Annotated in this window: 21 protein-coding genes and 1 pseudogene; 6 read left to right on the forward strand and 16 right to left on the reverse strand. The window is 58.7% G+C overall.

All coding sequences use genetic code 11. From position 1 onward, the window contains the following. Positions 1-212: 212 nt before the first annotated feature. From yedF to CWM58_RS02245, 3 genes are all read right to left on the reverse strand, one after another. A complete protein-coding gene (gene yedF / locus CWM58_RS02235) occupies positions 213-446 on the reverse strand; it encodes a sulfurtransferase-like selenium metabolism protein YedF (protein WP_020324676.1) in 234 nt (77 codons plus the stop codon). Then, a complete protein-coding gene (yedE, locus tag CWM58_RS02240; RefSeq protein WP_100680114.1) occupies positions 443-1,654 on the reverse strand; it encodes a selenium metabolism membrane protein YedE/FdhT in 1,212 nt (403 codons plus the stop codon). Before yedE ends, yedF begins: the two co-directional genes overlap by 4 nt. A 103-nt stretch (positions 1,655-1,757) precedes the next feature. Then, on the reverse strand, positions 1,758-2,111 hold the full coding sequence (locus CWM58_RS02245; RefSeq protein ID WP_100680115.1) for a DUF1304 domain-containing protein: 354 nt from the start codon (positions 2,109-2,111) through the stop codon (positions 1,758-1,760). 236 nt (positions 2,112-2,347) lie between these two features. On the opposite strand from CWM58_RS02245, the gene CWM58_RS02250 reads away from it, so the two are divergent. Continuing rightward, positions 2,348-2,827 carry a hypothetical protein gene (locus CWM58_RS02250; RefSeq protein WP_162678305.1) on the forward strand — a complete coding sequence of 160 codons (480 nt, stop codon included), beginning with the start codon at positions 2,348-2,350 and terminating at the stop codon, positions 2,825-2,827. 69 nt (positions 2,828-2,896) lie between these two features. Here CWM58_RS02250 and ydfZ read toward each other — a convergent pair whose 3' ends face one another. After that, complete coding sequence (ydfZ, locus tag CWM58_RS02255) at positions 2,897-3,100, reverse strand: putative selenium delivery protein YdfZ (RefSeq protein WP_004151566.1); 204 nt, start codon at positions 3,098-3,100, stop codon at positions 2,897-2,899. Between the two features lie 299 nt (positions 3,101-3,399). On the opposite strand from ydfZ, the gene CWM58_RS02265 reads away from it, so the two are divergent. Beyond that, positions 3,400-4,428, forward strand: a complete 1,029-nt coding sequence (locus tag CWM58_RS02265; RefSeq protein ID WP_100680117.1) for a CorA family divalent cation transporter — start codon at positions 3,400-3,402, stop codon at positions 4,426-4,428. Positions 4,429-4,441: 13 nt separating this feature from the next. On the opposite strand, the gene CWM58_RS02270 is transcribed toward CWM58_RS02265, so the two are convergent. Together CWM58_RS02270 and malX are read right to left on the reverse strand one after the other, a co-directional pair. Beyond that, a complete protein-coding gene (locus tag CWM58_RS02270; RefSeq protein WP_100680118.1) occupies positions 4,442-5,614 on the reverse strand; it encodes a MalY/PatB family protein in 1,173 nt (390 codons plus the stop codon). Between the two features lie 52 nt (positions 5,615-5,666). Continuing rightward, a complete protein-coding gene (malX, locus tag CWM58_RS02275) occupies positions 5,667-7,259 on the reverse strand; it encodes a maltose/glucose-specific PTS transporter subunit IIBC (protein WP_012541901.1) in 1,593 nt (530 codons plus the stop codon). 173 nt (positions 7,260-7,432) lie between these two features. Here malX and CWM58_RS02280 point away from each other — a divergent pair, with 173 nt between their 5' ends. Then, the gene (locus CWM58_RS02280; RefSeq protein ID WP_008805079.1) at positions 7,433-8,461 is read left to right on the forward strand and encodes a Mal regulon transcriptional regulator MalI; all 1,029 of its coding nucleotides are present in this window, start codon (positions 7,433-7,435) and stop codon (positions 8,459-8,461) included. A 39-nt stretch (positions 8,462-8,500) separates the two neighbouring features. Here the strand turns inward: CWM58_RS02280 and CWM58_RS02285 are convergent, their stop codons facing one another. After that, complete coding sequence (locus tag CWM58_RS02285; protein WP_100680119.1) at positions 8,501-10,078, reverse strand: YdgA family protein; 1,578 nt, start codon at positions 10,076-10,078, stop codon at positions 8,501-8,503. Between the two features lie 87 nt (positions 10,079-10,165). Further along, positions 10,166-11,344, reverse strand: coding sequence for a mannose-6-phosphate isomerase (gene manA, locus CWM58_RS02290; protein WP_100680120.1), 1,179 nt, complete (start codon positions 11,342-11,344; stop codon positions 10,166-10,168). Between the two features lie 201 nt (positions 11,345-11,545). On the opposite strand from manA, the gene fumA reads away from it, so the two are divergent. Beyond that, positions 11,546-13,192, forward strand: a complete 1,647-nt coding sequence (fumA, locus tag CWM58_RS02295; protein ID WP_023340069.1) for a class I fumarate hydratase FumA — start codon at positions 11,546-11,548, stop codon at positions 13,190-13,192. A gap of 337 nt (positions 13,193-13,529) precedes the next feature. Continuing rightward, positions 13,530-14,930 carry a class II fumarate hydratase gene (fumC, locus tag CWM58_RS02300; RefSeq protein ID WP_061154746.1) on the forward strand — a complete coding sequence of 467 codons (1,401 nt, stop codon included), beginning with the start codon at positions 13,530-13,532 and terminating at the stop codon, positions 14,928-14,930. Here the strand turns inward: fumC and tus are convergent. The 5 genes from tus to rstA form a co-directional block, all read right to left on the reverse strand. Next, positions 14,920-15,852 carry a DNA replication terminus site-binding protein gene (tus, locus tag CWM58_RS02305; protein ID WP_100680121.1) on the reverse strand — a complete coding sequence of 311 codons (933 nt, stop codon included), beginning with the start codon at positions 15,850-15,852 and terminating at the stop codon, positions 14,920-14,922. The genes fumC and tus overlap by 11 nt on opposite strands. Positions 15,853-15,926: 74 nt before the next feature. Then, complete coding sequence (gene rstB / locus CWM58_RS02310) at positions 15,927-17,228, reverse strand: two-component system sensor histidine kinase RstB (protein ID WP_061154744.1); 1,302 nt, start codon at positions 17,226-17,228, stop codon at positions 15,927-15,929. Positions 17,229-17,470: 242 nt separating this feature from the next. Beyond that, the gene (locus tag CWM58_RS02315) at positions 17,471-18,211 is read right to left on the reverse strand and encodes an SDR family oxidoreductase (protein WP_100680122.1); all 741 of its coding nucleotides are present in this window, start codon (positions 18,209-18,211) and stop codon (positions 17,471-17,473) included. A 244-nt stretch (positions 18,212-18,455) separates the two neighbouring features. Continuing rightward, the gene (locus CWM58_RS02320) at positions 18,456-18,818 is read right to left on the reverse strand and encodes a hypothetical protein (protein WP_100680123.1); all 363 of its coding nucleotides are present in this window, start codon (positions 18,816-18,818) and stop codon (positions 18,456-18,458) included. A gap of 251 nt (positions 18,819-19,069) precedes the next feature. After that, positions 19,070-19,786, reverse strand: coding sequence for a two-component system response regulator RstA (rstA, locus tag CWM58_RS02325; RefSeq protein WP_100680124.1), 717 nt, complete (start codon positions 19,784-19,786; stop codon positions 19,070-19,072). A 128-nt stretch (positions 19,787-19,914) separates the two neighbouring features. Between rstA and CWM58_RS02330 the strand changes: the two are divergent. After that, a pseudogene (locus CWM58_RS02330) lies at positions 19,915-20,249 on the forward strand (GlpM family protein). Here CWM58_RS02330 and folM read toward each other — a convergent pair. From folM to ydgH, 3 genes are all read right to left on the reverse strand, one after another. Continuing rightward, on the reverse strand, positions 20,246-20,968 hold the full coding sequence (gene folM / locus CWM58_RS02335) for a dihydromonapterin reductase (protein ID WP_100680125.1): 723 nt from the start codon (positions 20,966-20,968) through the stop codon (positions 20,246-20,248). The pseudogene CWM58_RS02330 and the gene folM overlap by 4 nt on opposite strands. 36 nt (positions 20,969-21,004) lie before the next feature. After that, positions 21,005-22,387 carry an amino acid permease gene (locus tag CWM58_RS02340; protein ID WP_061154738.1) on the reverse strand — a complete coding sequence of 461 codons (1,383 nt, stop codon included), beginning with the start codon at positions 22,385-22,387 and terminating at the stop codon, positions 21,005-21,007. 177 nt (positions 22,388-22,564) lie between these two features. Further along, positions 22,565-23,515, reverse strand: a complete 951-nt coding sequence (gene ydgH / locus CWM58_RS02350; protein WP_061154737.1) for a DUF1471 family protein YdgH — start codon at positions 23,513-23,515, stop codon at positions 22,565-22,567. Between the last annotated feature and the right edge of the window lie 114 nt (positions 23,516-23,629).

Raw genomic sequence — 23,629 nt, forward strand, 5'->3', positions numbered from 1 at the left:
CATAAACCATTCACACGTTTACTTATTCGTATTTTAATAATATAGGCGCGTTATATTAATGGTTATTATGTAGCTGGAACACCGTTTCAAGTGTTACAAGCTATTGCAAAGGTTCGCAGGGGATCCTCGAGACAGGCAGAAGGTGGGATAAGACGGGAAGGGGCGAAATTAGCGCCGGCGATGTTCGTCGCCGGCGGGGCCATGAGCCGCGGCTATTTCTGGATCAGATAGCGAATGGTTGGGCCATCCTGCTGAATATCCAGCACCGTATAGCCGTGGTTCTTGGCATCGAGGGGAATGTTATTGATCGACTGCGGACAGTCGCTGACCACTTCCAGGATCTCGCCTTTTTGCAGGGAGGGCATCGCCTCCAGAGTGGCCACGGCCGGATAGGGACAGGGTTCGCCGACCATATCCAGGCGATAATCAGGGATGATGTTTTTCATGCGCTCTCCTTCACGGTCCGGACCGCCGTCGACTGGCGGCGGAAAAAATGTCTTTCCCAGGCGATCACCAGCAGCAGGGCGATCAGCAGCAGCAGATAGGTCGCCAGCAGCCCGCCGAAGGGGCCGAAGGCGTTCAGCAGGTTGATTTTCTGCCAGTGGGTGGCGAGCGGAGCGGCGATATCGTCCCAGCACCAGGCGAGCAGCGTTGAGCCAATGACATTGCCCAGCCCAACCCACCAGTAGTGAACCTGGCCCTCCACCGCCCGGTACATCCAGCCGGTTTCACAGCCGCCGGCCAGCACGATGCCAAAGCCAAACAGCAGCCCGCCAATCGCCGCATTGGGACCGGCCCACATAATTTTCGGCGCCATCCCCAATTGCACATAGCTGAAGATACCGATGGCGCTCGCCGCCATGCCGAAGATAATCGCCTTCGCCATCACCGTCCGGCCGGTGATCCACATATCGCGAAAGGCGGAGGTAAAGCAGATCTGCGCGCGCTCGATAAGCAGACCGAAGCCGATGCCGAACAGCATCGCCAGGCCGAGCGCCGGGTGGTCTGCGGCGGTGAGCAGGCCCCAGCCGATCATGGTGAAAAAGACCACCATACCCAGCCGGAAACGGCGGCGCGCCTGCTGCGGTTTTTGGGTTAACGGCGAGGCGGCGGACACCTTTTGCATTTTTACCGGGATGCGAAAAAGGGGCAGCAGCGTGAAGCGGGCGCCAAACCAGGAGCCGATGGCGGTGGCGATGGCAAACAGCCAGGCGTGCAGGGAGAACTGCGGAATACCGGTGAAAAAGGCCGCCAGATTGCAGCCCATCGCCAGCCGTGCGCCGAACCCGGCGATGATGCCGCCTGCCACGGCCTGCGCAATGCGGATCCGGCTGCGTGGAAAGCGCAGTTTGACGTTATTGGCCCACAGCGCGGCGGCCAGGCAGCCGCCGAACATGCCGATGATCATCCTGCCATCGATGCGGGTCAGCGGCGTCCCTTCGAGATGAATCAGCTGGTAATAGCCCCACTGTTCGCTGTGGACGCCCAGCAGCTGCAGCAGCTGACCGCCCCAGCGGGTGAATTCGCCGGTCACCGCCCAGAAGGTGCCGGTGATGCCAAAATAGTAGGTGGAGAGGATGCCCGCGGCGATGACCGCCGGGACAGGGGACCAGAACCGGATAAGCCAGGCCTGTTTGAAGGATTGCCATGTCATAAAAATGCCTCTGAACTCAGAAGGTATTAAAGGTCGATGACCGACCGAAGGGGGCAAATAGTACCCGCCTCAGCGCCTGCTTTCTCTGTTTTGGATCAAGGCCCTACGCTTGCGCCATCACGGCAAGCAGCGCCAGCAGTGCGGGCAGCGCCTGAATATAGAGAATTTTGCGGCTGGCGGTTAGCGCGCCGAAAATCCCGGCGACCAGCACACAGGCCAGGAAAAAGATAACCACCTGCACCCCCGGCGCCCCCAGCCACAGCCCCCACGCCAGGCCGGCGGCCAGAAAACCGTTATACAACCCCTGGTTGGCCGCCAGCACCCGGGTCTCCCGGGCGAAATCAGCGCTGAGGTTAAAGGCCCGGCGCCCGGCGGGGGCTTCCCAGAGAAATATCTCCAGCACCAGGATGGCGAGATGAATAATAGCGACCAGCGCAACGAGGAAAGTGGCTAACACAGCGGTCCTTAATCAATAAGATGAATGTGTCTGCAGTATAGCTGCAAGCGCTAACGAAGCGGGAGCGCCGCTGCTATAGTGCAGATAGGGTCATGTTTTCTGCCGCGACCAGCGTCGGTTATCTGATTGCCCTTCGGTTTAGTTTAGCGGTGCTAGTATGCCGGGTTCTTTTTTACGGGTGTGGCGTAGGTTACTGAATGTTAAATAAATTATGGATTTTGTTATCAGGGCTACTGGTGGTTGCCATGCCGTCGGCGCAGGCCGGGGAATTAAACCTCTATTCGATGAATACCGGCTCCTATGTTTATCATATGACCGGTAACCACGGACAATATAACGAGCATTTCAATAACAATTTTTTCTCGGTGGAGCGCAAGTTTTCTCAGGATTCAAAATACAGCGTGCTGGTCGGAACGATGAAAAACAGCTTTGACGATCGCTGCCTGACCCTCGGCGTGCGCCGCGACTGGCTGAAAAACGATACCGGCTGGGTGCTGAAAGGGGTGTATGCCTATACCGGGGAATTTTTCTTTGACGCCTTCAGCCACTGTGGGGATTCTGGCACCTACCGCACCGCCAAAAAAATCACCGGCGTCGGTTTTTCGCCCTACATCTATCATGGTCTGCAATATAACTTCACCGATTATTTCGGTGTGGAAGGCGGCATTATTGTGCCGGCGATCTTTGTGATGAGTATTCAGTGGAGCTTTCGCTAGCCGCTTTATTTGTCGGGAAAAGAGCAGGCCACCCCAGGCGGCCTGCTACTGATGACCTGGCGGCAGGAATTAATGGAAGCCGAGACGGATCAGATCTAACGGGCAAAAGCGGCCCTCGCAGCCGTCGATTTCAACGCAGTCCGCCCGGCGAAGCTGCTCGGCGGTTTTCCCTTCACCATGGATAGCTTTAATCACGCCTGTTGTGCCGTTACCGGCGATCATTACCATGCTGCCGGTAGCAATAGCGTTACGATTACGGTCATAGGTTTTCATGGTCTCCTCCTCAATAAACCAGGGTAAGCAATGATTAAGCGGCTAAAGTAATACGCTTTTTCGCCTAAAAAAGTTTTGAGGATAATCAAATTTATTTTAATAACCCCGGAGCGAAAAGGGACAGAAGCCCCCGCCATTCGCGCCGATCGCATCGCCTGTGTGGCGCGCGACACTGACGGCAATATGTCATTCAGGTTACTGTTTTATGACCAGATTATTAACCTTGCCAGCCCGAGGAAAATAGCGAAAGATGGCGCTATTCGGGCATCAACAGTGCCAGTGCGTGTCCTGAGGGAGCCATGAGTCAAGACGTCACCGCGAAGATGTTAAAGCCCGATTTTGATAGTGAAGTTTCCGGTCTGGTGCATGGTTATCTGTTTCATGAACAGCGCCCCCCGCAGCCCATCGCCTCTGGCGAGGTGTGCGCCCGTTATCAGGCGCTCGCCGATGACAAGGCGTTTATCTGGTTACACCTGAATCTCAATCATGCCACCGCCGAGAAATGGTTAACCAGCCACTTTCCGGTGGCGGACTTTTTCTTCGAGGAGATCCGCAGCGGCTCGCACACCACCCGCATTGAGCGACAGGGGGAGAATCTGTTCGCTGTGCTCAACGATGTGCTGTTTCGGCCGCAGGATACCAGCGCGGAAACCGCCACGCTGTGGCTCTACTGTAGCCCTAAGCTGGTGGTGACGGCGCGCTTCAAACCGTTACGGTTTATCGAATGGATGCTGCCGCGTCTGCAGACGCTCAGGGTGAATACCTCTACCGAGCTGCTGGCTTTTCTGCTGGAGGAGCAGGAGGAAGTGCTGGAGCAGGTCGTCCGCCAGGCCAGCCGCCATGTCGACCTTATTGAAGAGCGTCTCCTGAGCAATCATGTGCAGCGCAACCGGGCCGATCTGGCGCGGCTGCGGCGGATGCTTTTGCGCTTTCAGCGGCTGCTGGCGCCGGAGTCGGCGGCGATGTTCCGTCTGCTTAACCGGCCGCCGGCGTGGATGGATCGTGCAGTGGTGCAGGCGTTTCGTCAGTTCACCGAAGAGTTTAGCGTGGTGCTCAATGACCTGTCCGGCCTGATTGAGCGTATCAGTCTGCTGCAGGAGGAGATTGGCGCCCGCCAGCTGGAGCAGAGCAACCGCACCCTCTACACCCTGACGGTGATCACGGTCCTCGCGCTGCCGATTAACATCGTCGCCGGTTTCTTCGGCATGAACGTCGGTGGGATCCCGCTGGCGAGTAACCACCACGGGTTTATCCTGCTGGTGGTGATAGTCGCTATCTTTACCCTCGGCGCCGGCTACCTGGCATTCCGCCGGCGCGATGACCTGTAGATTGCGCGTCGAATCAGCTGAGGCTGCGCAGGGCGGCAATCAGTCCTTCGACACCGCGTTCCAGCTTCTCGCGCGGGCAGCCGACGTTGAGGCGCAGAAAGCCGTTGCCCTCAGGACCATAGGTATAACCCGGCATAATCGCCACCTTCTGTTCGGCGATCAGCGCCTGCTGTAGCGCGTGGTCGTCGATGTTCAGGGGGCACAGGTCGATCCACGCCAGGTAGGTGGCCTCCGGCGGCTGCCAGCAGAGTGCGGGGAAGGCATTATTAAGCGTGTCGGCGACATAGCGCATATTCGCCTGCAGATAGTCACGCAAGGCGTCGAGCCAGGGAGCCCCGTCGCGATAGGCGGCGATATGGGCGACCAGCGCCGGCACGGAGGGAGAAGAGAGCCCGTCGCGGGCCTTCAGCGCCTGCAGGTAGCTGTCGCGCTCGTTCGCCTCGGGGATAAAGCCATAGGCCCCGGTAAAGGCCGGAATATTAAAGCTCTTTGAACCGGAGGTGAACAGCGCCCACGGTCCCTGAGCGATCTCGCTCCACGGGATATGGCAGTGTTCACCCCAGGTCATGTCCATATGAATTTCGTCGCTAATCACCCTGACGCCATGTTTTTGACACAAGGCCGCCATGGTCTCCAGCTCCTCGCGACGCCAGACTTTCCCCGTTGGGTTGTGCGGGCTGCACAGCAGCAGCAGGGTATTCTTCGGTTCCGCCAGCACGGCTTCCAGGCGGGCCATATCGCAGTGCCACTGGTTATCCGTCAGGGTCAATGGCACCGGGGCAATCTCCCGGCGGTTAGCGGTGATGGTCTTATAGAACGCATCGTAGGCGGGAGTATGGACGACGACGCCGTCGCCTTCGCTTGACCACTGGCGGATGGTTTCCGCCACCATGTAGATAACCGACGGCCCGTAGACCACCGTTTGCGGATCGATGACGCTGTTAAACCGGCTGGCGTACCAGTGAGCAATCGCCCCGAGAAACGCCTCGTTCTGCCAGCGGCTGTAGCCGAACACCCCGTGGGCCAGCCGCTGGCTGACGGCCTCGAGAATGCAGGGCGCAGTGGCGAAATCCATATCGGAGATGGTGAACGGCAGCAGGTCGGCGGCGCCAAACCGGTCGGCGACATAGTCCCACTGTGTGCACCAGGTACCGTGGCGGTCGATGGGGGTGGCAAAATCAAACATCGGAACTTCCTTAGCGAATGTCCCCCTCCGCGCAGAAGGGGGACCAGTGGGGTCAGGCCTGAACAGTATTCATCAATACGGCCATTTCATCTTTTACTGACTGCACCTGCGGGCCAATAACCACCTGCAGGTTATGCTGATTGAGCTGAACCACCCCGATGGCGCGATGGGCTTTCAGCGCGGCGGCGTCCACTTTGCTCATATCGTGTACTGACAGACGCAGGCGGGTAATGCAGTTATCCAGCGAAACAATGTTCTCGGCGCCGCCGAGCGCCGCCAGAATCGCCGGCACGTTATAGCCGGATTTGCCGATGGTACCGGCGACGGCTTTCTCCACGCTGGCGGCGGTGTCGATATCGCGGCCCGGCGTTTTCAGATTGAAGCGGGTAATGGCGAAGCGGAAGATGGCATAGTAGACCGCGAACCAGATAGCCGCCACCACCGGCACCAGATACCACTTGGTCGCCAGACCATGCAGGATGCCAAACACCACGAAGTCGATGATATTGCCGTCGGTGTTGCCGATGGTTACCCCGAGCACCGCCATGATGGTAAAGCCGAGACCGGTCAGCAGCGCGTGGATGACATACAGCACCGGCGCGACGAACAGGAACAGGAACTCCAGCGGCTCGGTGGTGCCGCCGACCACGCAGGCGATAACCCCGGAGATCAGCAGGCCTTTAATTTTATGCCGGTTTTCCGGACGGGCGCAGTGGTACATCGCCAGCGCGGCTCCCGGCAGGCCGCCGAGGAAGGCCGGCATTTTACCCTGCGACAGGAAGCGGGTGGCGCTTTCGGAGAAGCCGTGGGTGGTCGGGCAGCTCAGTTGCGCCTGGAAGATGGTCAGCGCGCCGCTGACGCTGTGGCCGCAGACGTCGAGGGTACCGCCGGCTTCAGTGAAGCGGATCAGCGCCACCAGAATGTGGTGCAGGCCAAACGGCAGCAGCAGTCGCTCGCCGGTGCCGAAGATCATCGGGCCAAAATCCCCGGCGCTGTTGATCATCTTCCCGAGGGCGTTGATCCCCATGGCGAAGACTGGCCACACCAGCGGGATCGCCAGCCCGACCAGACCCAGCACCACGGTGGTGATGATCGGCACGAAGCGGGTGCCGCCGAAGAAGGCCAGGGCGTCCGGCAGGCGAATGTTATGGAAGCGTTCATGCAGCAGCCAGACGATAATCCCGGCGATAACCGCGCCGAGGATCCCGGTATCGATCGACGGAATACCGATGATGTTCTGGATATTGTTGGCCTTCAGGATCGCGGCGTCGGTGGTGGGCAGAATGCCTTTCGCCGTCAGCCAGAAGTTGACCGCCAGGTTCATGACCGCGTAGCCGACAAAGCCGGCGAAGGCGGCGACGCCTTTGTTCTCCCGCGCCAGTCCCAGTGGGATGGCGATACAGAACATGACCGGCAGGAAGCTGAAAGCAAAGGAGCCGACTTTGCTCATCCAGATAAAGATGGCCTGCAGCAGCGGCATATCCAGCCACGGCAGCAGCGTCAAAACATCGTGACTGCTTAACGAACTGCCGATCCCCAGCATGATCCCACAAAACGAGAGCAACGCTACGGGCAGCATAAAGGTTTTTCCGAGCTGCTGGAAAAACTCCCATAAAGTGATTTTTGGTGCTGTTTTCGCCGTCATAACACGGTTCCTGATTCTCAAGTGGTCGGGAAGAACTAACGCCACGGCAAGATAAAACGTTTTACCACTTTTTAGTGCGATAAAAATCACATAATCAAGCGATAATAAGGTTTATAAAGATCGCACAATGATAAAACGTTTTATCGACAGGCAAGGGAGTCAGCCAGCACGTTATGGCTATCGCAAAAAAGATCACCATCAATGATGTGGCGCAGGCCGCCGGGGTCTCCGTGAGCACCGTCTCGCTGGTGCTGAGCGGTAAAGGGCGTATCTCCAGCGCCACCGGCGAGCGGGTTAATCAGGCCATCGAACAGCTGGGATTTGTGCGCAACCGCCAGGCCGCATCGCTGCGTGGCGGGCAGAGCGGGGTGATTGGCCTTATCGTTAGCGATCTGTCAAAGCCGTTTTACGCCGAATTAACCGCCGGCCTCACCGACGCTCTGGAAAGGCAGGGGAAAATGGTGTTCCTCACCCAGGGCGGGCGCAGCGGCGAGAAGATAGACCAGCGGTTTGATACCCTCGCGGCGCAGGGGGTCGACGGGGTGATCATCGCCGGGTCGATCGATCGCGGGAGCGAACTGCGCGAGCGGGCCGCGCAGGCTGGCGTGCCGCTGGTGTTTGCTTCCCGCGCCAGCTACCTTGACGATGTCGACCTGATCCGCCCGGACAACATGCAGGCGGCGCAGCTGGTGACCGAGCATCTTATCCGCCGCGGCCATCAGCGGATCGCCTGGCTTGGCGGGCAGAGCTCGTCGCTGACGCGCGCCGAGCGGGTCGGCGGTTATTGCGCCACCTTGCTGAAATACGGTCTGCCGTTTCACAGCGAATGGGTGCTGGAGTGCGAGTCGAGCCAGAAGCAGGCGGCGGAGGCGATGGCGGGGCTGCTGCGCCAGAATCCGACTATCACCGCGGTGCTGTGCTACAACAACGTGGTGGCCACCGGCGCGTGGTTTGGTTTACTGCGGGCCGGAAGGCAGAGCGGAGAAGACGGTGTCGAGAGCTACTTCGAACAGCGGGTGGCGCTGGCGGCCTTCGCCGACGTGCCGGAGGCGGCCCTGGATGATCTGCCGCTCACCTGGGTGACGACCCCGGCGCGCGAGATGGGGAAAACTCTGGCAGAGTCGATGCTGCGACGGCTGGAGGAAGGCACCGGCGAGGCGCGCAACCAGATTATGCCGCCGCGGCTGGTGACACGGAAATGAGGGAGACGGCGCGCGATGGCCGTCTCCTGAGCCGATAAGTTACGGCTGCGGGGCGGCGTCGTCCTGCTGAGGAGCGGCGTCATCTTGCTGCGGAGCGGCGTCATCCTGTTGCGGCTGGCCTTCCTGCGGCGCCGCGTCCGGTTGAGCAGGCGCTTCCAGACCAAACATCGCGGCAAAATCCTCCAGCGGCATTTTCTGTCCGTTCAGCGTCACCTGGCCGTTAGCGTACTGCAGGCTGCTGCTGATGGCGTTATCTTCCATGGTGGTGATGCGGAACATCTGGCCCATCGCCGCCAGGCCTTTGACCTGCTGATCGGCAAGCTTGGCCGCATCGGCTGGCTGGTAACCTTCCAGACCGGCGATCTTAGTCATTAACTCCGTCGCCATATCCACCGGGATCACTACCTTGCCGTCAAGAGACTGCACCACGCGATCCAGGCTGTCTGCCAGGGTCTGCGGTGGGGTGGTCACCTGGGCCGGATCCTTCAACAGAACCGACAGATTCAGGGTACTTTCCCCTTTGGCATTGCGCCAGCTCAGCGGAGAGATGGTCACCGACGGGTTGCCTTTAAGCAGGATCGGCAGCGCATTGAACAGGGTTTCGGTTAACGCCTGCTGGTACAGTTCCGGGTTTTGCGCCAGCTCCGGTTTCGCCAGCAGCGCCTGAGACTGTGCGCTGTACTGTTGACTGAACTGGTGCCACGCCTGACCGTCGACATTATCCACTTTCAGCGTCAGTTTGCCGCTGCCCATATCCTGCCCCTGCAGCTTGAGGCTGTTGACGGTGTAGTTCACCTGGCTGTTCACGCCTTTGCCGTCCTGGGTCAGCGTCGAGCCGCCGTCCAGCGCCATGCCGTCGATCAGCGCCAGCTCTTTGCCTTCGACGCTGATGGCCAGTTTATCGAGGGTCATTTTTTGCTGGCCGATACGTTCGTTGAAGCTGGCCAGCTCGGTGGCGCCGTCGGTGGTCAGGTTGACGAAGCGCAGCTGCACCTTTTGATTATATTCGTTGAGCGCATCGATCTGCCCGCTGCCGGCCTGGCCCTTCAGACTGATGTTTTTGCCGTCGCGGTCGGCGTCGAGCTGGAACTGACCGCCGCTGAAGCTGACTTTCTCATCACCTTTGGCATAGTCGAGGGCATTGAGCACGATCGCCGACTGGCTGTCGCCGCTGTAGGCGATGCGTGTATCGACGGTAAAGGGAGTGTTGCCTTTGGCGATCTCGAACAGCGCCTGGCTGGCGTCATTTTTCACCAGCGTGGTGTGGACCGAGGCCATTGCCGGCGCCAGATTAAAGGTTTTTAATGAGGCCAGCGGGAAGGGGCCATGATCGACCACCTCGTCAAGCACCACGCTGTGTCCGGCGGCCAACCAGCTGGCCTGACCGGCGATCGGCTTAACCACCAGCTGCAGATGGCTGCTGAACAGCCCGCGCCGGTAATCCTGATAGCTCAGCTCCAGCCCTGATTCCGGCGCGCTGCTGCGTAGCTGCGCGTTAGCCTGCTGCACCATATCGGCGATCCGGCCTTCCAGCTGTTTGCCGGTGTACCAGGCGCCGCCTGTCCATACCACGCCCAGCGCCACGATGATGCCTGCTGCGACCAGCGATTTTTTCATAGCATTTGTCCATAAATGAAGCCAGGCGGAGAGACCGCCTGGCTGAGTTGTCATCATTCAGTAAGCGCGACCTGAAAGGTCAGTCACTTACTGGAGCTTATTAAACACGCGCGCCACGCGGCCGCGGCCGCTGACCTGCACCGGTGATTCGTTGGCGGCCACGAAAGCCGACTCGCCCGGCTTGAGCGTCAGGCTCTGGTCACCTTTGTGCAGTACGGCTTCGCCGTCGACGCAGAAAATAATCGCCGCGCTTGCCTGAGCCAGATCGCTGGCTTCGGCGGAGAGGTCGTGCAGCGAGAAGGCAAAATCTTCCACCGGGATCGGGAAGTCCAGCTCTGCGCCGTGCTGCTGCGGCTGGGTCAACAGCTCACCCGCCGGTTTGGCTTCGAACTTGACGTTAGCGACCAGCTCAGGAATATCAATGTATTTCGGCGTCAGACCGGCGCGCAGTACGTTATCCGAGTTGGCCATCACCTCCAGCGCCACCCCCTGCAGATAGGCATGCGGCGTTTCGGCGAACAGGAACATCGCTTCGCCAGGGTTCAGCTTCACCACGTTCAGCAGCAGCGGCGAGAAGAGGCCGCTGTCGTCCGGATAGAATTCCGCGATCAGGCGGATAGTCTGCCACGGTTCGCCCTGTTCACGGGCCAGTACGTCGCGCAGCACCTGCAGCGCTTTGGCTTTTTCCTCACCCTGCATATTTAGCAGGCTGGCAAACAGCTGGCTCAGGTGAGCCGCGTCCGGCTGCTGCAGGAAGGCGCCAATCGCCGGATGCGCGCTAGCCACCGGCTGCAGCAGGGTGACAATCTCGTTGAACTCGCGAAACGCATTCATCGCCAGGAACGGCGTCAGGGCAAAAACCAGCTCCGGCTTGTGGTTTGGATCTTTATAGTTACGCTCGGCGGCGGAGAGCGGGATGCCGGCGGCGTTCTCGCGGGCGAAACCTTCTTCTGATGCCTGCTTGTTGGGATGTACCTGAATAGAGAGCGGCTGAGCGGCGCACAGTACTTTAAACAGGAACGGCAGCTCACCAAAGCGGGCGGCAACTTTGTCGCCGAGCAGGGCGGTTTTATCCGCGTCAATCACCTCGCGCAGCGAACGCGGCTGGCCGTCGGCCGCCAGGATCTGCGAGCTGCTCTTCGGATGCGCCCCCATCCACAGCTCCGCCATCGGCAGGTTGTCCGGGTTGGCAATGCCATACAGTTCAGTTAAAGCGGTGTGGCTTCCCCATGCGTAGTTCTGTACGGCGTTGATCAGCTTTTGCATTCTCATTCCCTGTATCAATCAAAGTAAAAATTATTGCTCTATTAAACCAGCAAACCGTGGAGAAGCAACTGCTGAAAGAAAAAGTCGTCCCTGTCTCAGTTTTTGTTAAAAAATTGTGTAAGATTGATCGACTCGCTTTTCTACAGGCACATGGAGTCCCTGCCTGAAACATAATCAGCCAAAGCAGTAAGTGAGAGTACAATGTCGAATAAACCGTTTGTTTACCAGGATCCTTTTCCCCTCAAAAAGGATGACACCGAGTATTATCTCCTCAGCAGTGATTACGTCTCCGTCGCCGAATTTGCCGGCCAGGAAGTGCTAAAAGTCGACCCTCAGGCGCTGACCCTTCTGGCGCAGCATGCTTTCCACGACGCCTCCTTTATGCTTCGCCCGGCGCATCAGCAGCAGGTGGCGGATATCCTTAACGACCCGGAAGCCAGCGAAAACGACAAATACGTCGCGCTGCAGTTCCTGCGCAACTCGGATATCGCCGCCAAAGGCATTCTGCCCACCTGCCAGGACACCGGTACCGCGATCATCATGGGTAAAAAAGGCCAGCGCGTGTGGACCGGCGGCGGCGATGAAGCCGCCCTGGCGCAGGGTGTGTACAACACCTATATCCAGGACAACCTGCGCTACTCGCAGAACGCGCCGCTGGATATGTATAAAGAGGTTAACACCGGTACCAACCTGCCGGCGCAGATCGATCTCTATGCTACCGATGGCGATGAGTACAAATTCCTCTGCATTGCCAAGGGCGGCGGTTCGGCGAACAAAACCTATCTGTACCAGGAAACCAAAGCGCTGATCACCCCGGCGAAGCTGAAAAACTATCTCGTCGAGAAGATGCGCACCCTCGGCACCGCCGCCTGTCCGCCGTACCATATCGCCTTTGTGATTGGCGGGACTTCGGCGGAAGCGACGCTGAAGACCGTGAAGCTGGCGTCCACCAAATACTACGACGGCCTGCCGACCGAAGGTAACGAACATGGTCAGGCGTTCCGCGATGTGCAACTGGAGCAAGAGCTGCTGCTGGAAGCGCAGAACCTCGGCCTCGGCGCGCAGTTCGGCGGGAAATACTTCGCCCACGATATCCGGGTGATCCGTCTGCCGCGTCACGGGGCTTCCTGCCCGGTAGGGATGGGCGTCTCCTGTTCCGCCGACCGCAACATCAAAGCCAAAATCAACCGCGACGGCATCTGGATCGAGAAGCTGGAGAGCAATCCGGGGAAATATATCCCTGAGCATCTGCGCCAGGCCGGGGAAGGCGAAGCGGTGAAGGTGAATCTTAACCAGCCGATGAGCGAGATCCTGGCGCTGCTGTCGCAGTACCCGGTGTCCACCCGTTTGTCGCTGAGCGGCACTATCATCGTGGCCCGCGATATCGCCCACGCCAAGCTGAAGGAGCTTATCGACAGCGGTGAAGCACTGCCGCAGTACGTCAAAGATCACCCGATCTACTACGCGGGCCCGGCCAAGACGCCGGACGGTTACGCCTCCGGCTCTCTGGGGCCGACCACCGCAGGCCGCATGGATTCTTACGTCGATCTGCTGCAGTCGCACGGCGCGAGCAAGATCATGCTGGCGAAAGGCAACCGCAGCCAGCAGGTGACCGATGCGTGCCACAAACACGGCGGTTTCTACCTCGGCAGTATCGGCGGCCCGGCGGCGGTGCTGGCCCAGCAGAGCATCCGCAGCCTCGAGTGCGTGGCGTATCCGGAGCTGGGTATGGAGGCTATCTGGAAAATTGAAGTGGAAGATTTCCCGGCGTTTATCCTCGTCGATGATAAAGGCAATGACTTCTTCCAGCAGATCCAGACGTCGCAGTGCGCACGCTGCGTGAAGTAACCCTGGTCGCCCTTCGGGGCGGCTCTGGCCGATGACAAACCGGTTTTCGTTATTGTGATCGCCTTTCTGCCGGGTGGCGGCTTTCGCCTTACCCGGCCTACGAAAACAGCAATATCAAACAGTTATGCAGTTCTCTGTAGGCCCGCGCAAGCGCAGCGCCGCCGGGCAATCCCGACGATTGCATTTTGTCAGCGGTCTAGGCCGCCCTTCGGGGCGGCTTTTTTATGTCGCTTCGCGGCACGAACCACCAAAACAACTTATAAATCTGGCCAATACTTAGTCTTTTAAGCAGGTGAGCTTTGTCGCTATGACGCACTTTGAATCCAAGGAGAAAGTAATGACAACGCATCGCAGTGAAAAAGACTCGATGGGCGCCATCGACGTCCCGGCCGATAAACTCTGGGGCGCCCAGACCCAGCGCTCGCTGGAGCATTTCCGCATCTCGACCGAAAAAATGCCCGGGGAGCTGATATACGCCCTGGCGCTGACCAAGCGGGCGGCGGCGAAGGTTAACCAGGATCTTGGGTTGCTGACGGCGGAGAAAGCCGGGGCGATCGTCGCTGCCGCTGACGAAGTCCTGGCCGGAAAGCACTCACAGGAGTTTCCTCTGGCTATCTGGCAGACCGGCTCCGGCACCCAAAGCAATATGAATATGAACGAGGTGCTGGCCAACCGCGCCAGTGAACTGCTGGGCGGTGAACGGGGGATGGCGCGAAAAATTCATCCCAATGACGATGTGAATAAGAGCCAGAGCTCAAATGACGTGTTCCCCACCGCCATGCACGTCGCGGCGCTGATTGCCCTGCGGGAAAAAGTGATCCCGTCGCTGCAGGCGCTGCGGGCGACGCTCAACGAAAAAGCAGTGGCCTTCAGGGATATCGTCAAGATCGGCCGCACCCATCTGCAGGACGCCACACCGCTCACGTTAGGCCAGGAGATCTCCGGCTGGGTGGCGATGCTGGACCATAGCCTGAAGCACATTGAAGCCAGCCAGCCGCATCTTGCCGAGCTGGCGCTGGGCGGGACGGCGGTAGGAACCGGGCTGAATACCCATCCGGAGTATGCCGTGCGGGTGGCGGCCGAGCTGGCGTCGCTCAGCGGACAGCCATTTGTCACCGCGCCGAACAAATTCGAAGCGCTGGCTACTGTGGATGCCCTGGTCCATGCCCACGGCGCGCTGAAAGGCCTGGCGGCGTCGCTGATGAAGATCGCTAACGATGTCCGTTGGCTGGCCTCCGGCCCCCGCTGCGGCATTGGCGAAATCGCCATCCCGGAGAATGAGCCGGGTTCTTCAATCATGCCAGGCAAGGTTAACCCAACCCAGTGCGAAGCGTTGACCATGGTCTGCTGCCAGGTGATGGGTAACGACGTGGCGGTGAATATCGGCGGCGCCTCGGGTAACTTTGAGCTTAACGTCTATCGTCCGATGGTCATCCACAATGTCCTGCAGTCGGTGCGTCTGCTGGCGGATGGTATGGAGAGCTTTAATGAGCACTGTGCGGTGGGTATTGAACCGAATCGCGAGCGGATCAGCCAGCTGCTCAATGAGTCGCTGATGCTGGTCACTGCGCTGAATACCCATATCGGCTACGACAAGGCGGCGGAAATCGCTAAAAAAGCGCACCATGAGGGGCTGACCCTCAAAGCCTCGGCGCTGGCGCTGGGCTACCTGACGGAAGCCGAATTCGACAGCTGGGTGCGCCCTGAGGAGATGGTCGGCAGCCTGGCTACTCGCTAGCCAGCCAGAGGTGCAGGCGCGGGATAAGTAATCTCAGCGACTGCGCCTCCGGTTTGTAGCGGTACTGGACATTGTTGGCGTCATAGTTCAGCAATTCGCCGATATCCGGGACGCTGACCCCCTGGCTGCCGGATATCAGCGCGATCAGCGGGCTGGGGCAGGCGTACTGCACTTGTTTCTGCTCGCTGGCGTACCAGACGCGGGCAATCGGCTGCACTTTCACCGGCCGTTTGATTTTCAGCCGCGCCCGCTGCGGCAGGGCGGCGATGTCCTGATACTCCCTCTCAAGCTTGCTCTGCCACTGCTCACGGGTCCACGGCGGCACCGCCCGCGGTGATTGCAGGCTTTTCTCCAGCATCATCAATACCTGGTCGCGGGTCAGGTTCTTGATCACATGTTTATTGGCCCAGCCGAAGCGGATGGTGCTCGGGTCGACGAGGGGCGTCAGCGTGCGGTAGGCGCTGAGGGTGATCAAGCCCGGCAGGTGGCGATGCACCCATTCAAAACGGGCAGTGGGGGGCAGGCCTGAATCGACGGTGACGATTTTCTCGAAGGTAGCCTTCAGGGCGTTAATATGCTGAATGCGCGCCAGCAGATCCTGCTGCTCCACGGCGGTGACCTGAAGGCAGATAGCCCCCGGCAGACGAACGGCGGCTTTGCTGCTGCGGGTTTCCGACTGCTGCTGGATAAACAGATGGCTGTAGTGGCGCAGGGTGAGGGTCAGCGCCGCCTTGCCGATGTGTTGCACCACCGGAATGTTGGCCAGCGGATCGTGCTCGGCATCCTTACTGACCGCCGGCAGTTCAAATACCCGGGCCGCCAGCAGCCGGCAGCTGCTTAGCGCCTGCTGGAGCGTCTGCAGCTCCAGCTCGATCTGACGAAAGGTATCATTCAGACGTTCAACAAGGTCGTAGCGAGCCATCGATTCACCTTAGTTACAACATACTATTCAGTTTTTGCAGCATACGCAGCGCGCGGCCTCTGCGCAAGTTTTATTCAGGCAGAGGTAAAATCGGGCAACTGATGATAAACCGGCCAGCTAAAGCAGAAGCGGGCGCCGCCGAGAGGGCTGGCCTCGCAGCGCACGTCACCGCCCATCGCCTGGGCAATACTGTGCACAATCGCCAGGCCGAGGCCGCATCCTCCGGTCGCCCGATCCCGGCTGGGGTCAAGACGGACAAAGGGCTCAAACACTCGCTCGCGCTCTTCAGGGGCAATGCCCGGGCCGTCATCCTCGACCTGCAACGAGGCACGCGATCCCTGCAGGGTCAGGCTGACCGCCACCCGCTGGGTGCTGTAGCGCAGGGCGTTATTTACCAGATTATCCAGTACCCGCTCCATCAGCCGCATATCCAGCGCGCCATAGTTGCCGTGGGTCAGCGTTGCCAGAGCGACCTCGCGCTGCGGGTTGACCATCTGAATATCCTCGACATGATCGCTGATCCAGGCGGGGAAATCAGGCGTCGTCAGGCTGAGTTCTGTCTGCGGGCGGTCGAGGCGGGCGTAGGTCAGGAGTTCTTCAATCAGCGCCTCCAGCTGGCCGATATCGCGGTTCAGCGCTTGCGATTCCGCCTCAGTGAGGTTTTCGCTCATCTCCAGACGGTAGCGCAGGCGGACCAGCGGCGTCCTGAGCTCATGGGCGATACCGTCAATCAGCTGCTTTTTACTGGCAATGAGGGCGTTAATGTTATCGGCCATCTGATTAAAGGCCACGCCGAGCCGTTCAAAGCTGGACATGCTGTCAAAATGAATGCGCTCGCTGAAGTGGCCTTCGCCAAAGCGCTGGGCAGCGGTTTCAATACGCAGCATGTCCTGCCAGTGCGGACGCATCCAGATAAACACCGGAAAGGCCAGCGAGATAGCGATAAACGCCATCAGCGCGATGTCCAGCAGGCGCATTTCATGCAGAAAATAGAGATAGGGCACCGGGCCCACCGACAGCACATAATGGCTGCGGGGAATGCGCTGAATAAAGGTGTACTGGTCATCCAGCGCGACGATATCGCCGGCGCGCAGGTGCTGCATCGAGCTTTCCGACAGCTTGAATTTGCTCATTGGTTCGATGTGCAGATCGAACGACAGGTTCAGATCCAGCTCTTTGAGCGTCTTGCTCCAGTCGCGCGGCGGAATTTCCCGCAGCTCGCTGCGCATCAGATACAGCGAGCTTTTCATCAGATCGTCAAGCGACTGTCGTCCGGCGCGCTCAGCGGTAAATTTATAGACCAGGCCTACCAGCATGGTCATCACCAGAAAGCAGACGAAGAGCAAAAGATAGAACTGCACAAACAGCTTTTTCATTAAATCTCACTTAAATCAGAATGTTAGTTACCTATCTTTTGCCTTCATGGCGCGGTGTGATATGTGCCTTTCCGCTAAAGCGGTGATGCAGTAACGAAACCAGACCGCAGTCCAGGGCGTTTGTCACGGCAGAATATACCGTAAAAAATGACTTCTGCGTTTCACGCCCGGTTTAATGCGCTATCAAAGCAGGGTTCACCCTCACTGACAACATCCCGCAGGCATAAATAATGACGCAGCCCTTATAAGCGCAGCAGTCCGCCATCCACCACATACTGGCTACCCGTCACATACCCGGCATCATCCGATAATAAAAACAGCGCAACCGCCGCCGCTTCTTCCGGCGTTCCCGGGCGTTTTAGCGGCACGGTAGCCCTGATCTGCGTATCATACTGCTCGCGGAAGGGGGCGGGGATCGCGTCAAGCAGAGGGGTATCGATTGCCCCGGGCACCAGCGCGTTAACTCTGATCCCGCGGGCGGCGAAGGCCGTTGCCCAGCTGCGAACCAGGGCCAGCTGCGCGCCTTTGCTGGCGGCATAGAGCGCCGCCAGTGGCGTGCCTTCGTAGGCGGCCGTAGAGGCGGTGATGACCACCGAGGCTCCGGTCTTCAAAAAACGCGAAAGTGCGGCGATTTGCAGGACGGCAGAACGAACATTGTTGGCCATGATGGTATCGAACTGCGTTTCGGTGGTATTTTCCACCGTTGAAAAGGCGAGCTGGCCGGCGTTCAGCCACAGGCCATCCAGCATGCCAAATGATTCTACAGACTCGGCGAGGGCATGTGCTGCCTCAGGTTCCGCGCCATCGTTCTGGAGAAACCAGGCGCGCTCGGGCAGCACTGCGCGTAACGATTCCAGTTTTTGCTGATGGCGTCCGGTCAGCATCACTTCGCCCCCTTCATCAATAATGCGCATTGCCCCTGCCAGACCAATACCGCTGCTCGCCCCTGTAATCACAATTTTCTTACCTGAGAACCGTCCCATTGTCTCTCCCGTACCGCGTGAGTGTTGAGTTAACTCACACTAGAACAATGAAAATTTATTGTAAAACGACCATCTTTGGGGGGCCCGGCGTGTTGCGCCTTGCCATCTTTGTGGCGCCGCTATACCCGGTATAGATAGCGTCATCCGGGATGATATCGGCCGGGAATATCTGAATTAGTGACGTTGTCACAAATTAATTATAACCACCAGACCTGCGCCTTCCAGGGAATCGAGCGGGGTATCGCTACTCGCGAAAGTAGGGAATATCTACCGGATAGGTGGTCGTCAGGCTTAGCAGCCGACAGCGCACCAGCTTTTCCGTTTCGGCATACCAGTAAGCAAACTCGCCGGTGGTTTGGTGGTAAATCATCTGATCGAGGTTGGCAAACGGGATCACCAGCAGCGGTCCCTGGCGAACGTGGCCGCCTCCCGTTTCAAAGTGATGCTGTCCCCAGGATTGCTGGGTATGTTCATAGCGGTGGAGGATCACCTCGATTTGCCCGCGCTGTGGACAGAGGAGCCGAATATCGGCGTTGTCGAGGGAAAAAGCCCAGCCAAAGAGTGAAGTGAAGAGTGAGAGTGCCAAAAGTACAACGTATTTCATCATGCAAAAGTCCTGTGTTTTCAGGCTTTATGCCACTCTGATAACGGTAAGTCCTTGAGCACAATCATATTGAGGGCTTATGTGATGGGGAACTGTACGGCTAAATCTATTGATTTACGCAATATGACAAATTCGCAGCGGGCAGCCGGCGTGTACAGGAAAACTGCGTTATTGCGTTAAGCAGCAAAAGCTGAGGCGGTTATCGTCGCGGAGTGCGCCATAAAACGGGCCCCTCGCAGGGCCGAGGAAGAAGCTTAGTTGTCCCAGGCGTGAGGGGCGAACAGGTAGCCTTTGTTGCGAACGGTCTTAATCCGATAAGGCTCCGTGGCGTTGTCGAGCAGTTTTTTACGCAGGCGGGAGATGGCGACGTCGACGCTGCGATCCATCCCGTCGTAGGTGACACCGCGTAAATTTTTCAGCAGCGCGTCGCGGTCCATAATTTGCCCGGCATGGGTGGCCAGCTCCCACAGCAGATCGAAGTCGGCCGTCGACAATGCGACGCTTTCCCCGCCGAGCAGCACCTGGCGGTTGACCGGGTCGATGGTCAGCGAACCAAAGGAGATGGTTTTATGTGGCGTGAGCGTTGAGGAGGTACCGGCGCCCGCCGGAGCGATATGCTGGCGTAGATGCAGACGCAGTCGCGCGAGAAGTACCGCTGGCGGCGTGGTTTTCAGGATATAATCGCTGGCGCCCATCTCCAGGGAGAGGATATGGTTCATATCGCTGTCGAGCGAGGTCAGCAGGACAATGGGCCCTTGCCATTGCCCGCGCAGGTCGCGGCAGAGCGTCATCCCGTCTTTGCCGGGCAGCATAATGTCCAGCAGCACGAGGTCCGGTTTCTCCCGCGCGATCACGTCCTCTGCGCGGTCGCCGCGAGGCTCGACCACCACATCCATATCATGCTTGCCGAGATAGGCGGCGATCAGCGCCCCTACCTCAGGGTCATCCTCAACAAAAACGATTTTATTCATGTCTATTGCACATCAGTAAAAGAAGTAACATACACCGCGCTTATTTTACCCGCCATTACTCTTTTATAAACAGCGCTATTTCCGCTATGCTGCGCTAACTTGTTGATTCATTGTTAAGGCATACGGACATGGGGCTGTTAATCAAAGGGCTGCTGGGTGCGCTGGTGGTGGTGCTGATTGGCGTGCTGGCAAAACGAAAAATTACGCTCTCGCCGGGCTGATCCCGCTGTTTCCCACCTTTGCGCTCATCGCCCACTATATCGTCGCCAGCGAGCGCGGTATTGAAGCCCTGCGCACCACCATCGTGTTCGGCATGTGGTCGATCGTTCCCTATTTTGTCTATTTGTTATCGCTGTGGTACTTCACCGGGATCATGCGCCTGCCGTTGGCGCTGGCAGGCGCAGTGGGATGCTGGGGGCTATGCGCCTGGCTGCTGATTGTTGGCTGGAGCCGCTTCCACTAGCGCAGCGGGCGACCACCGTCGACAGCGAATGACCGGCCGGTGACATAGCGGCTGGTAAACAGGTAGTCGATAAGGTCGCTAATCTCTTTTTCGCCTGGGGCAATTTTCATCAGCGATTTATCCAGCGCCTGCTGACGATAGGCTTCGTCATCACTCTCATTAAATATGATCAGCGACGGGGCGATGGCGTTGACCTTGATCTCCGGCGCCAGCTTGCGGGCGAAGGAGCGGGTCATATTGTCCAGCGCGGCTTTGCTGGCGGCGTAGGCGATATGTTTATCGCTGCCGCGCTCCACGACGTAATCGGTAATATGGATAATATCACTGGCGGCATGGCCGTGGCCGCGCAGCAGATCCTCCAGCGCGTGGTTGAGCAGATAGGGGGCATGGACGTGGATCTGCATCATGCGGTTGATCACTGTGCTCAGCGCGACCCCCGGTTTCTCCGCCATCCAGTCGCTGGCGTTGTGGATGATGGCGCGCAGGCCGCTGGTATGCGATTTGACCGCCTCGGCGAAGGTCAGTATGCCGTCATCGCTGCTGAAATCGGCCTGCAGACAGAGGGCGCCCGCGTCGCGCAGGCCATCGATCGCCGGATAGGGCGTGCGATAGCTGACGATGACCGGCTGGTGTTGCAGCAGAAAATGGTGTGCCAGCGCGAGACCGATGCGGCGGCCTCCTCCTGTGATCAGAACCGGGCGGGGCTGTTGTTCAGCCATGGGTATCTCCTATGCGTTCTGCGGCAGGGCGACCGCTTACCCCACCAGCATCCACGTTGCCGGCACAGCGGCAACCAGCAATAAACCAATTAGCGCCAATTCGCGGCGTTTGAGCGAACGATCGTGCTGGTGCGTACGTCGAGCGTACAAAAAGACCAGAAGACCCGGAGCGTAAAGTACCACCGACAACAGTAAATGCACAGGTCCCGACGCGTATAATAACCATAAGCCATAAATGCAGGCGCCGATACCCACCGCTTTGTGCAGCGGGCGGGTGGCGATTTTCAGCAGAAAGGCGCCAACCAGCAGATAGGGGACGAGGATCATCTCTGAGGCGATGGTCAGTAGGGTGCCGTAGTCCGACCCGGTCAACCAGATCAGCACCAGCGATGCCTGAACGCTGATATTGGTCAGCCACAGCGAGGCGGACGGGGCATTGTTGCTGTTCTGGCGGGCAAACAGGCGCGGGAAGGCTTTATGCGTGGCGGCCAGGAACGGCACTTCCGCAGCCATGATGGTCCAGCTCAGGTAGGCGCCACACACCGACACGATCAGGCCCGCCGCAATCACGATTTCTCCCCACGAGCCCATCATGTTGACCATCAGTCCCGCCATCGACGGGTTACGCATGCCGGCCAGTTCACTGCGCGGCACCACGCCCAGTGACAGCAGGGTGACCAGCAGATAAACCGCGAGGGCAGAGATGACCGCCAGCAGCGTTGCGCGACCGACATCGCGCTTATGCCGGGCGCGGGCAGAAACCACGACGGCACCTTCCACGCCGATAAACACCCACAGGGTGATCAGCATGGTGTTTTTAACCTGCTCCCATACGGGTATACCCAGTGCCAGCCCACGGAAATCGAGGCGAAACGTATCCAGCTGGAAGGCCAGGGCGGCGAGCGCGATAAACGCGCCCAGCGGCAGGAGTTTGGCGAGGGTGGCCACCAGATTAATCCCCGCCGCCGTCTGCACGCCGCGCAGAACCAGAAAATGGACAACCCACAGCAGAACTGAAGCGCCAGCGATAGACTGCCAGGTGTTGCCATCGCCAAACAGGCGCAGCTCAGGGGTATCGGTGAAGAAACTGAGCGCGGAAAAGACGATCACCAGATAGGAGACGTTGGCGATCACCGCACAGAGCCAATATCCCCAGGCGGAACAGAAGCCAATCAGCTCACCGAACCCTTCGCGGGCGTAGGTGAAGATCCCGCCGTCGAGGTCGGGGCGAATTCGGGTTAACAGCAGCATGGCGAAGGCGAGGAACAGGATCCCGACACCGGTGATGGCCCAGCCGATAAGCAAAGCGGAGGGGCTGGCTACGGCAGCCATATTTTGCGGCAAACTGAATACGCCAGCGCCGAGCATTGAGCTAAGGACCAGGGCGGTCAGGGCGCTCAGGCCCAGTTTCTTTTCCATTGCATTCCCGAGGTGAAAATGGCTGTTCCAGAATATTTATTTTGCGAAATCGCATAAAAATGGAGGATTGCGCTAAGGCGCGGGATTTTACGGAGTGTCCGGGAGCCATGCAATGGCGGGGGATGAAAAAAAATGAAAAGGCGGCATTGCGCCGCCTTTTTAGCCAGTCAGCAGTGATTATTTGTACAAATCGGCGCTGATGGTGATGTTGCCGCCGCGTTCCTGCCACTGGCGGGTAATGTGATAGTACTTCGCCCCTTTCTTCGCCGCGCGTTTCGCCGTCTGATAGGAGATTTCGGTCATGTTGCCGTAGTTGCCGGTGAACTGGATATTATCAAACGGCACCATTTGCGCTGCGGTCACTTTGTTCACTTCTTCGACTTTGGTGCCGTCCGGCAGCGTGACAGTGTAACGCCCGCCTTTGGACGACTGGGTCTCGAAGAAACGACCGACGCCAGTGCCTGACCCTACAGCCGCAGTGGTGGCGACGCCCGGGATTTCCACCGTTTTCGCCGCTTCGCCGCCTTTGGCCAGCGCTGCGCGACCGGCGTCAGAGTCCGCCGGAATGGCGTCAGGGCTCTGCAGTACGCGTTTCTCAGCATCTTTTTTATAGATATAAGCGGTAATGCGCTGGTTGCCACCCTGGTTGGCATCCACCTGGCGCACGATAAAGAACGCATAGGCGCCTTTCGCTTTTGCCGCTTTGGTGATGGCATCGTTCACTTCCGGCTGACTGCGATAGAAGCCCTGAACGGTGACGGTGTCGTAAGGCATCAGTGCAACAGCCTGATCTTTCGGCAGTTCTACCACACCATTGATGATGCGATTTTTCGGCGTATCCGCTTGCGGTGCGTTGTCTTTATAGAGGTCAGCCGTGACGCGCCAGTTGCCGCCATTGCCGTAGTCCGACGTGTCGACAACATAGAATGAGGCCGCGCCGTCTTTGTCGGCTTTGCGCGATACCGCCTGTACCGCGTCGCCAATGGCATTAAACCGGCCGGTGACGACAACGCGATCGTAGGGCTTCAGCGCAGCCGCCTGCTCCGGGGTCAACTCGGTCGCTGCATGGGCAGACAACGTGGCGGTTGTCAGGAGAGCAGACGCCAGGAGGGTGTTTTTAAGCTTCATAAAAATAATCCTTTGCCTTGCGCAAACCATATACTGGTGTTGTTGTTGACTGAAAACGTTTGATTATTGCATTTAATCGTTGTGACTGTCTGCGTCATTTTTTGCTTGCCGCCC

The organism is Klebsiella sp. H-Nf2, assembly GCF_002806645.1.
Taxonomy (GTDB): domain Bacteria; phylum Pseudomonadota; class Gammaproteobacteria; order Enterobacterales; family Enterobacteriaceae; genus Klebsiella; species Klebsiella variicola.

Coding starts and splice junctions, on each gene's coding strand:
- manA (WP_100680120.1), bottom strand. CDS start 11,344: ATGCAAAAGCTGATCAACGCCGTACAGAACTACGCATGGGGAAGCCAC.
- CWM58_RS02265 (WP_100680117.1), top strand. CDS start 3,400: ATGAGTCAAGACGTCACCGCGAAGATGTTAAAGCCCGATTTTGATAGT.
- CWM58_RS02285 (WP_100680119.1), bottom strand. CDS start 10,078: ATGAAAAAATCGCTGGTCGCAGCAGGCATCATCGTGGCGCTGGGCGTG.
- yedF (WP_020324676.1), bottom strand. CDS start 446: ATGAAAAACATCATCCCTGATTATCGCCTGGATATGGTCGGCGAACCC.
- ydgH (WP_061154737.1), bottom strand. CDS start 23,515: ATGAAGCTTAAAAACACCCTCCTGGCGTCTGCTCTCCTGACAACCGCC.
- yedE (WP_100680114.1), bottom strand. CDS start 1,654: ATGACATGGCAATCCTTCAAACAGGCCTGGCTTATCCGGTTCTGGTCC.
- CWM58_RS02315 (WP_100680122.1), bottom strand. CDS start 18,211: ATGGGACGGTTCTCAGGTAAGAAAATTGTGATTACAGGGGCGAGCAGC.
- rstA (WP_100680124.1), bottom strand. CDS start 19,786: ATGAATAAAATCGTTTTTGTTGAGGATGACCCTGAGGTAGGGGCGCTG.
- CWM58_RS02270 (WP_100680118.1), bottom strand. CDS start 5,614: ATGTTTGATTTTGCCACCCCCATCGACCGCCACGGTACCTGGTGCACA.
- rstB (WP_061154744.1), bottom strand. CDS start 17,228: ATGAAAAAGCTGTTTGTGCAGTTCTATCTTTTGCTCTTCGTCTGCTTT.
- ydfZ (WP_004151566.1), bottom strand. CDS start 3,100: ATGAAAACCTATGACCGTAATCGTAACGCTATTGCTACCGGCAGCATG.
- tus (WP_100680121.1), bottom strand. CDS start 15,852: ATGGCTCGCTACGACCTTGTTGAACGTCTGAATGATACCTTTCGTCAG.
- fumA (WP_023340069.1), top strand. CDS start 11,546: ATGTCGAATAAACCGTTTGTTTACCAGGATCCTTTTCCCCTCAAAAAG.
- malX (WP_012541901.1), bottom strand. CDS start 7,259: ATGACGGCGAAAACAGCACCAAAAATCACTTTATGGGAGTTTTTCCAG.
- CWM58_RS02320 (WP_100680123.1), bottom strand. CDS start 18,818: ATGATGAAATACGTTGTACTTTTGGCACTCTCACTCTTCACTTCACTC.
- fumC (WP_061154746.1), top strand. CDS start 13,530: ATGACAACGCATCGCAGTGAAAAAGACTCGATGGGCGCCATCGACGTC.
- folM (WP_100680125.1), bottom strand. CDS start 20,968: ATGGCTGAACAACAGCCCCGCCCGGTTCTGATCACAGGAGGAGGCCGC.
- CWM58_RS02340 (WP_061154738.1), bottom strand. CDS start 22,387: ATGGAAAAGAAACTGGGCCTGAGCGCCCTGACCGCCCTGGTCCTTAGC.
- CWM58_RS02280 (WP_008805079.1), top strand. CDS start 7,433: ATGGCTATCGCAAAAAAGATCACCATCAATGATGTGGCGCAGGCCGCC.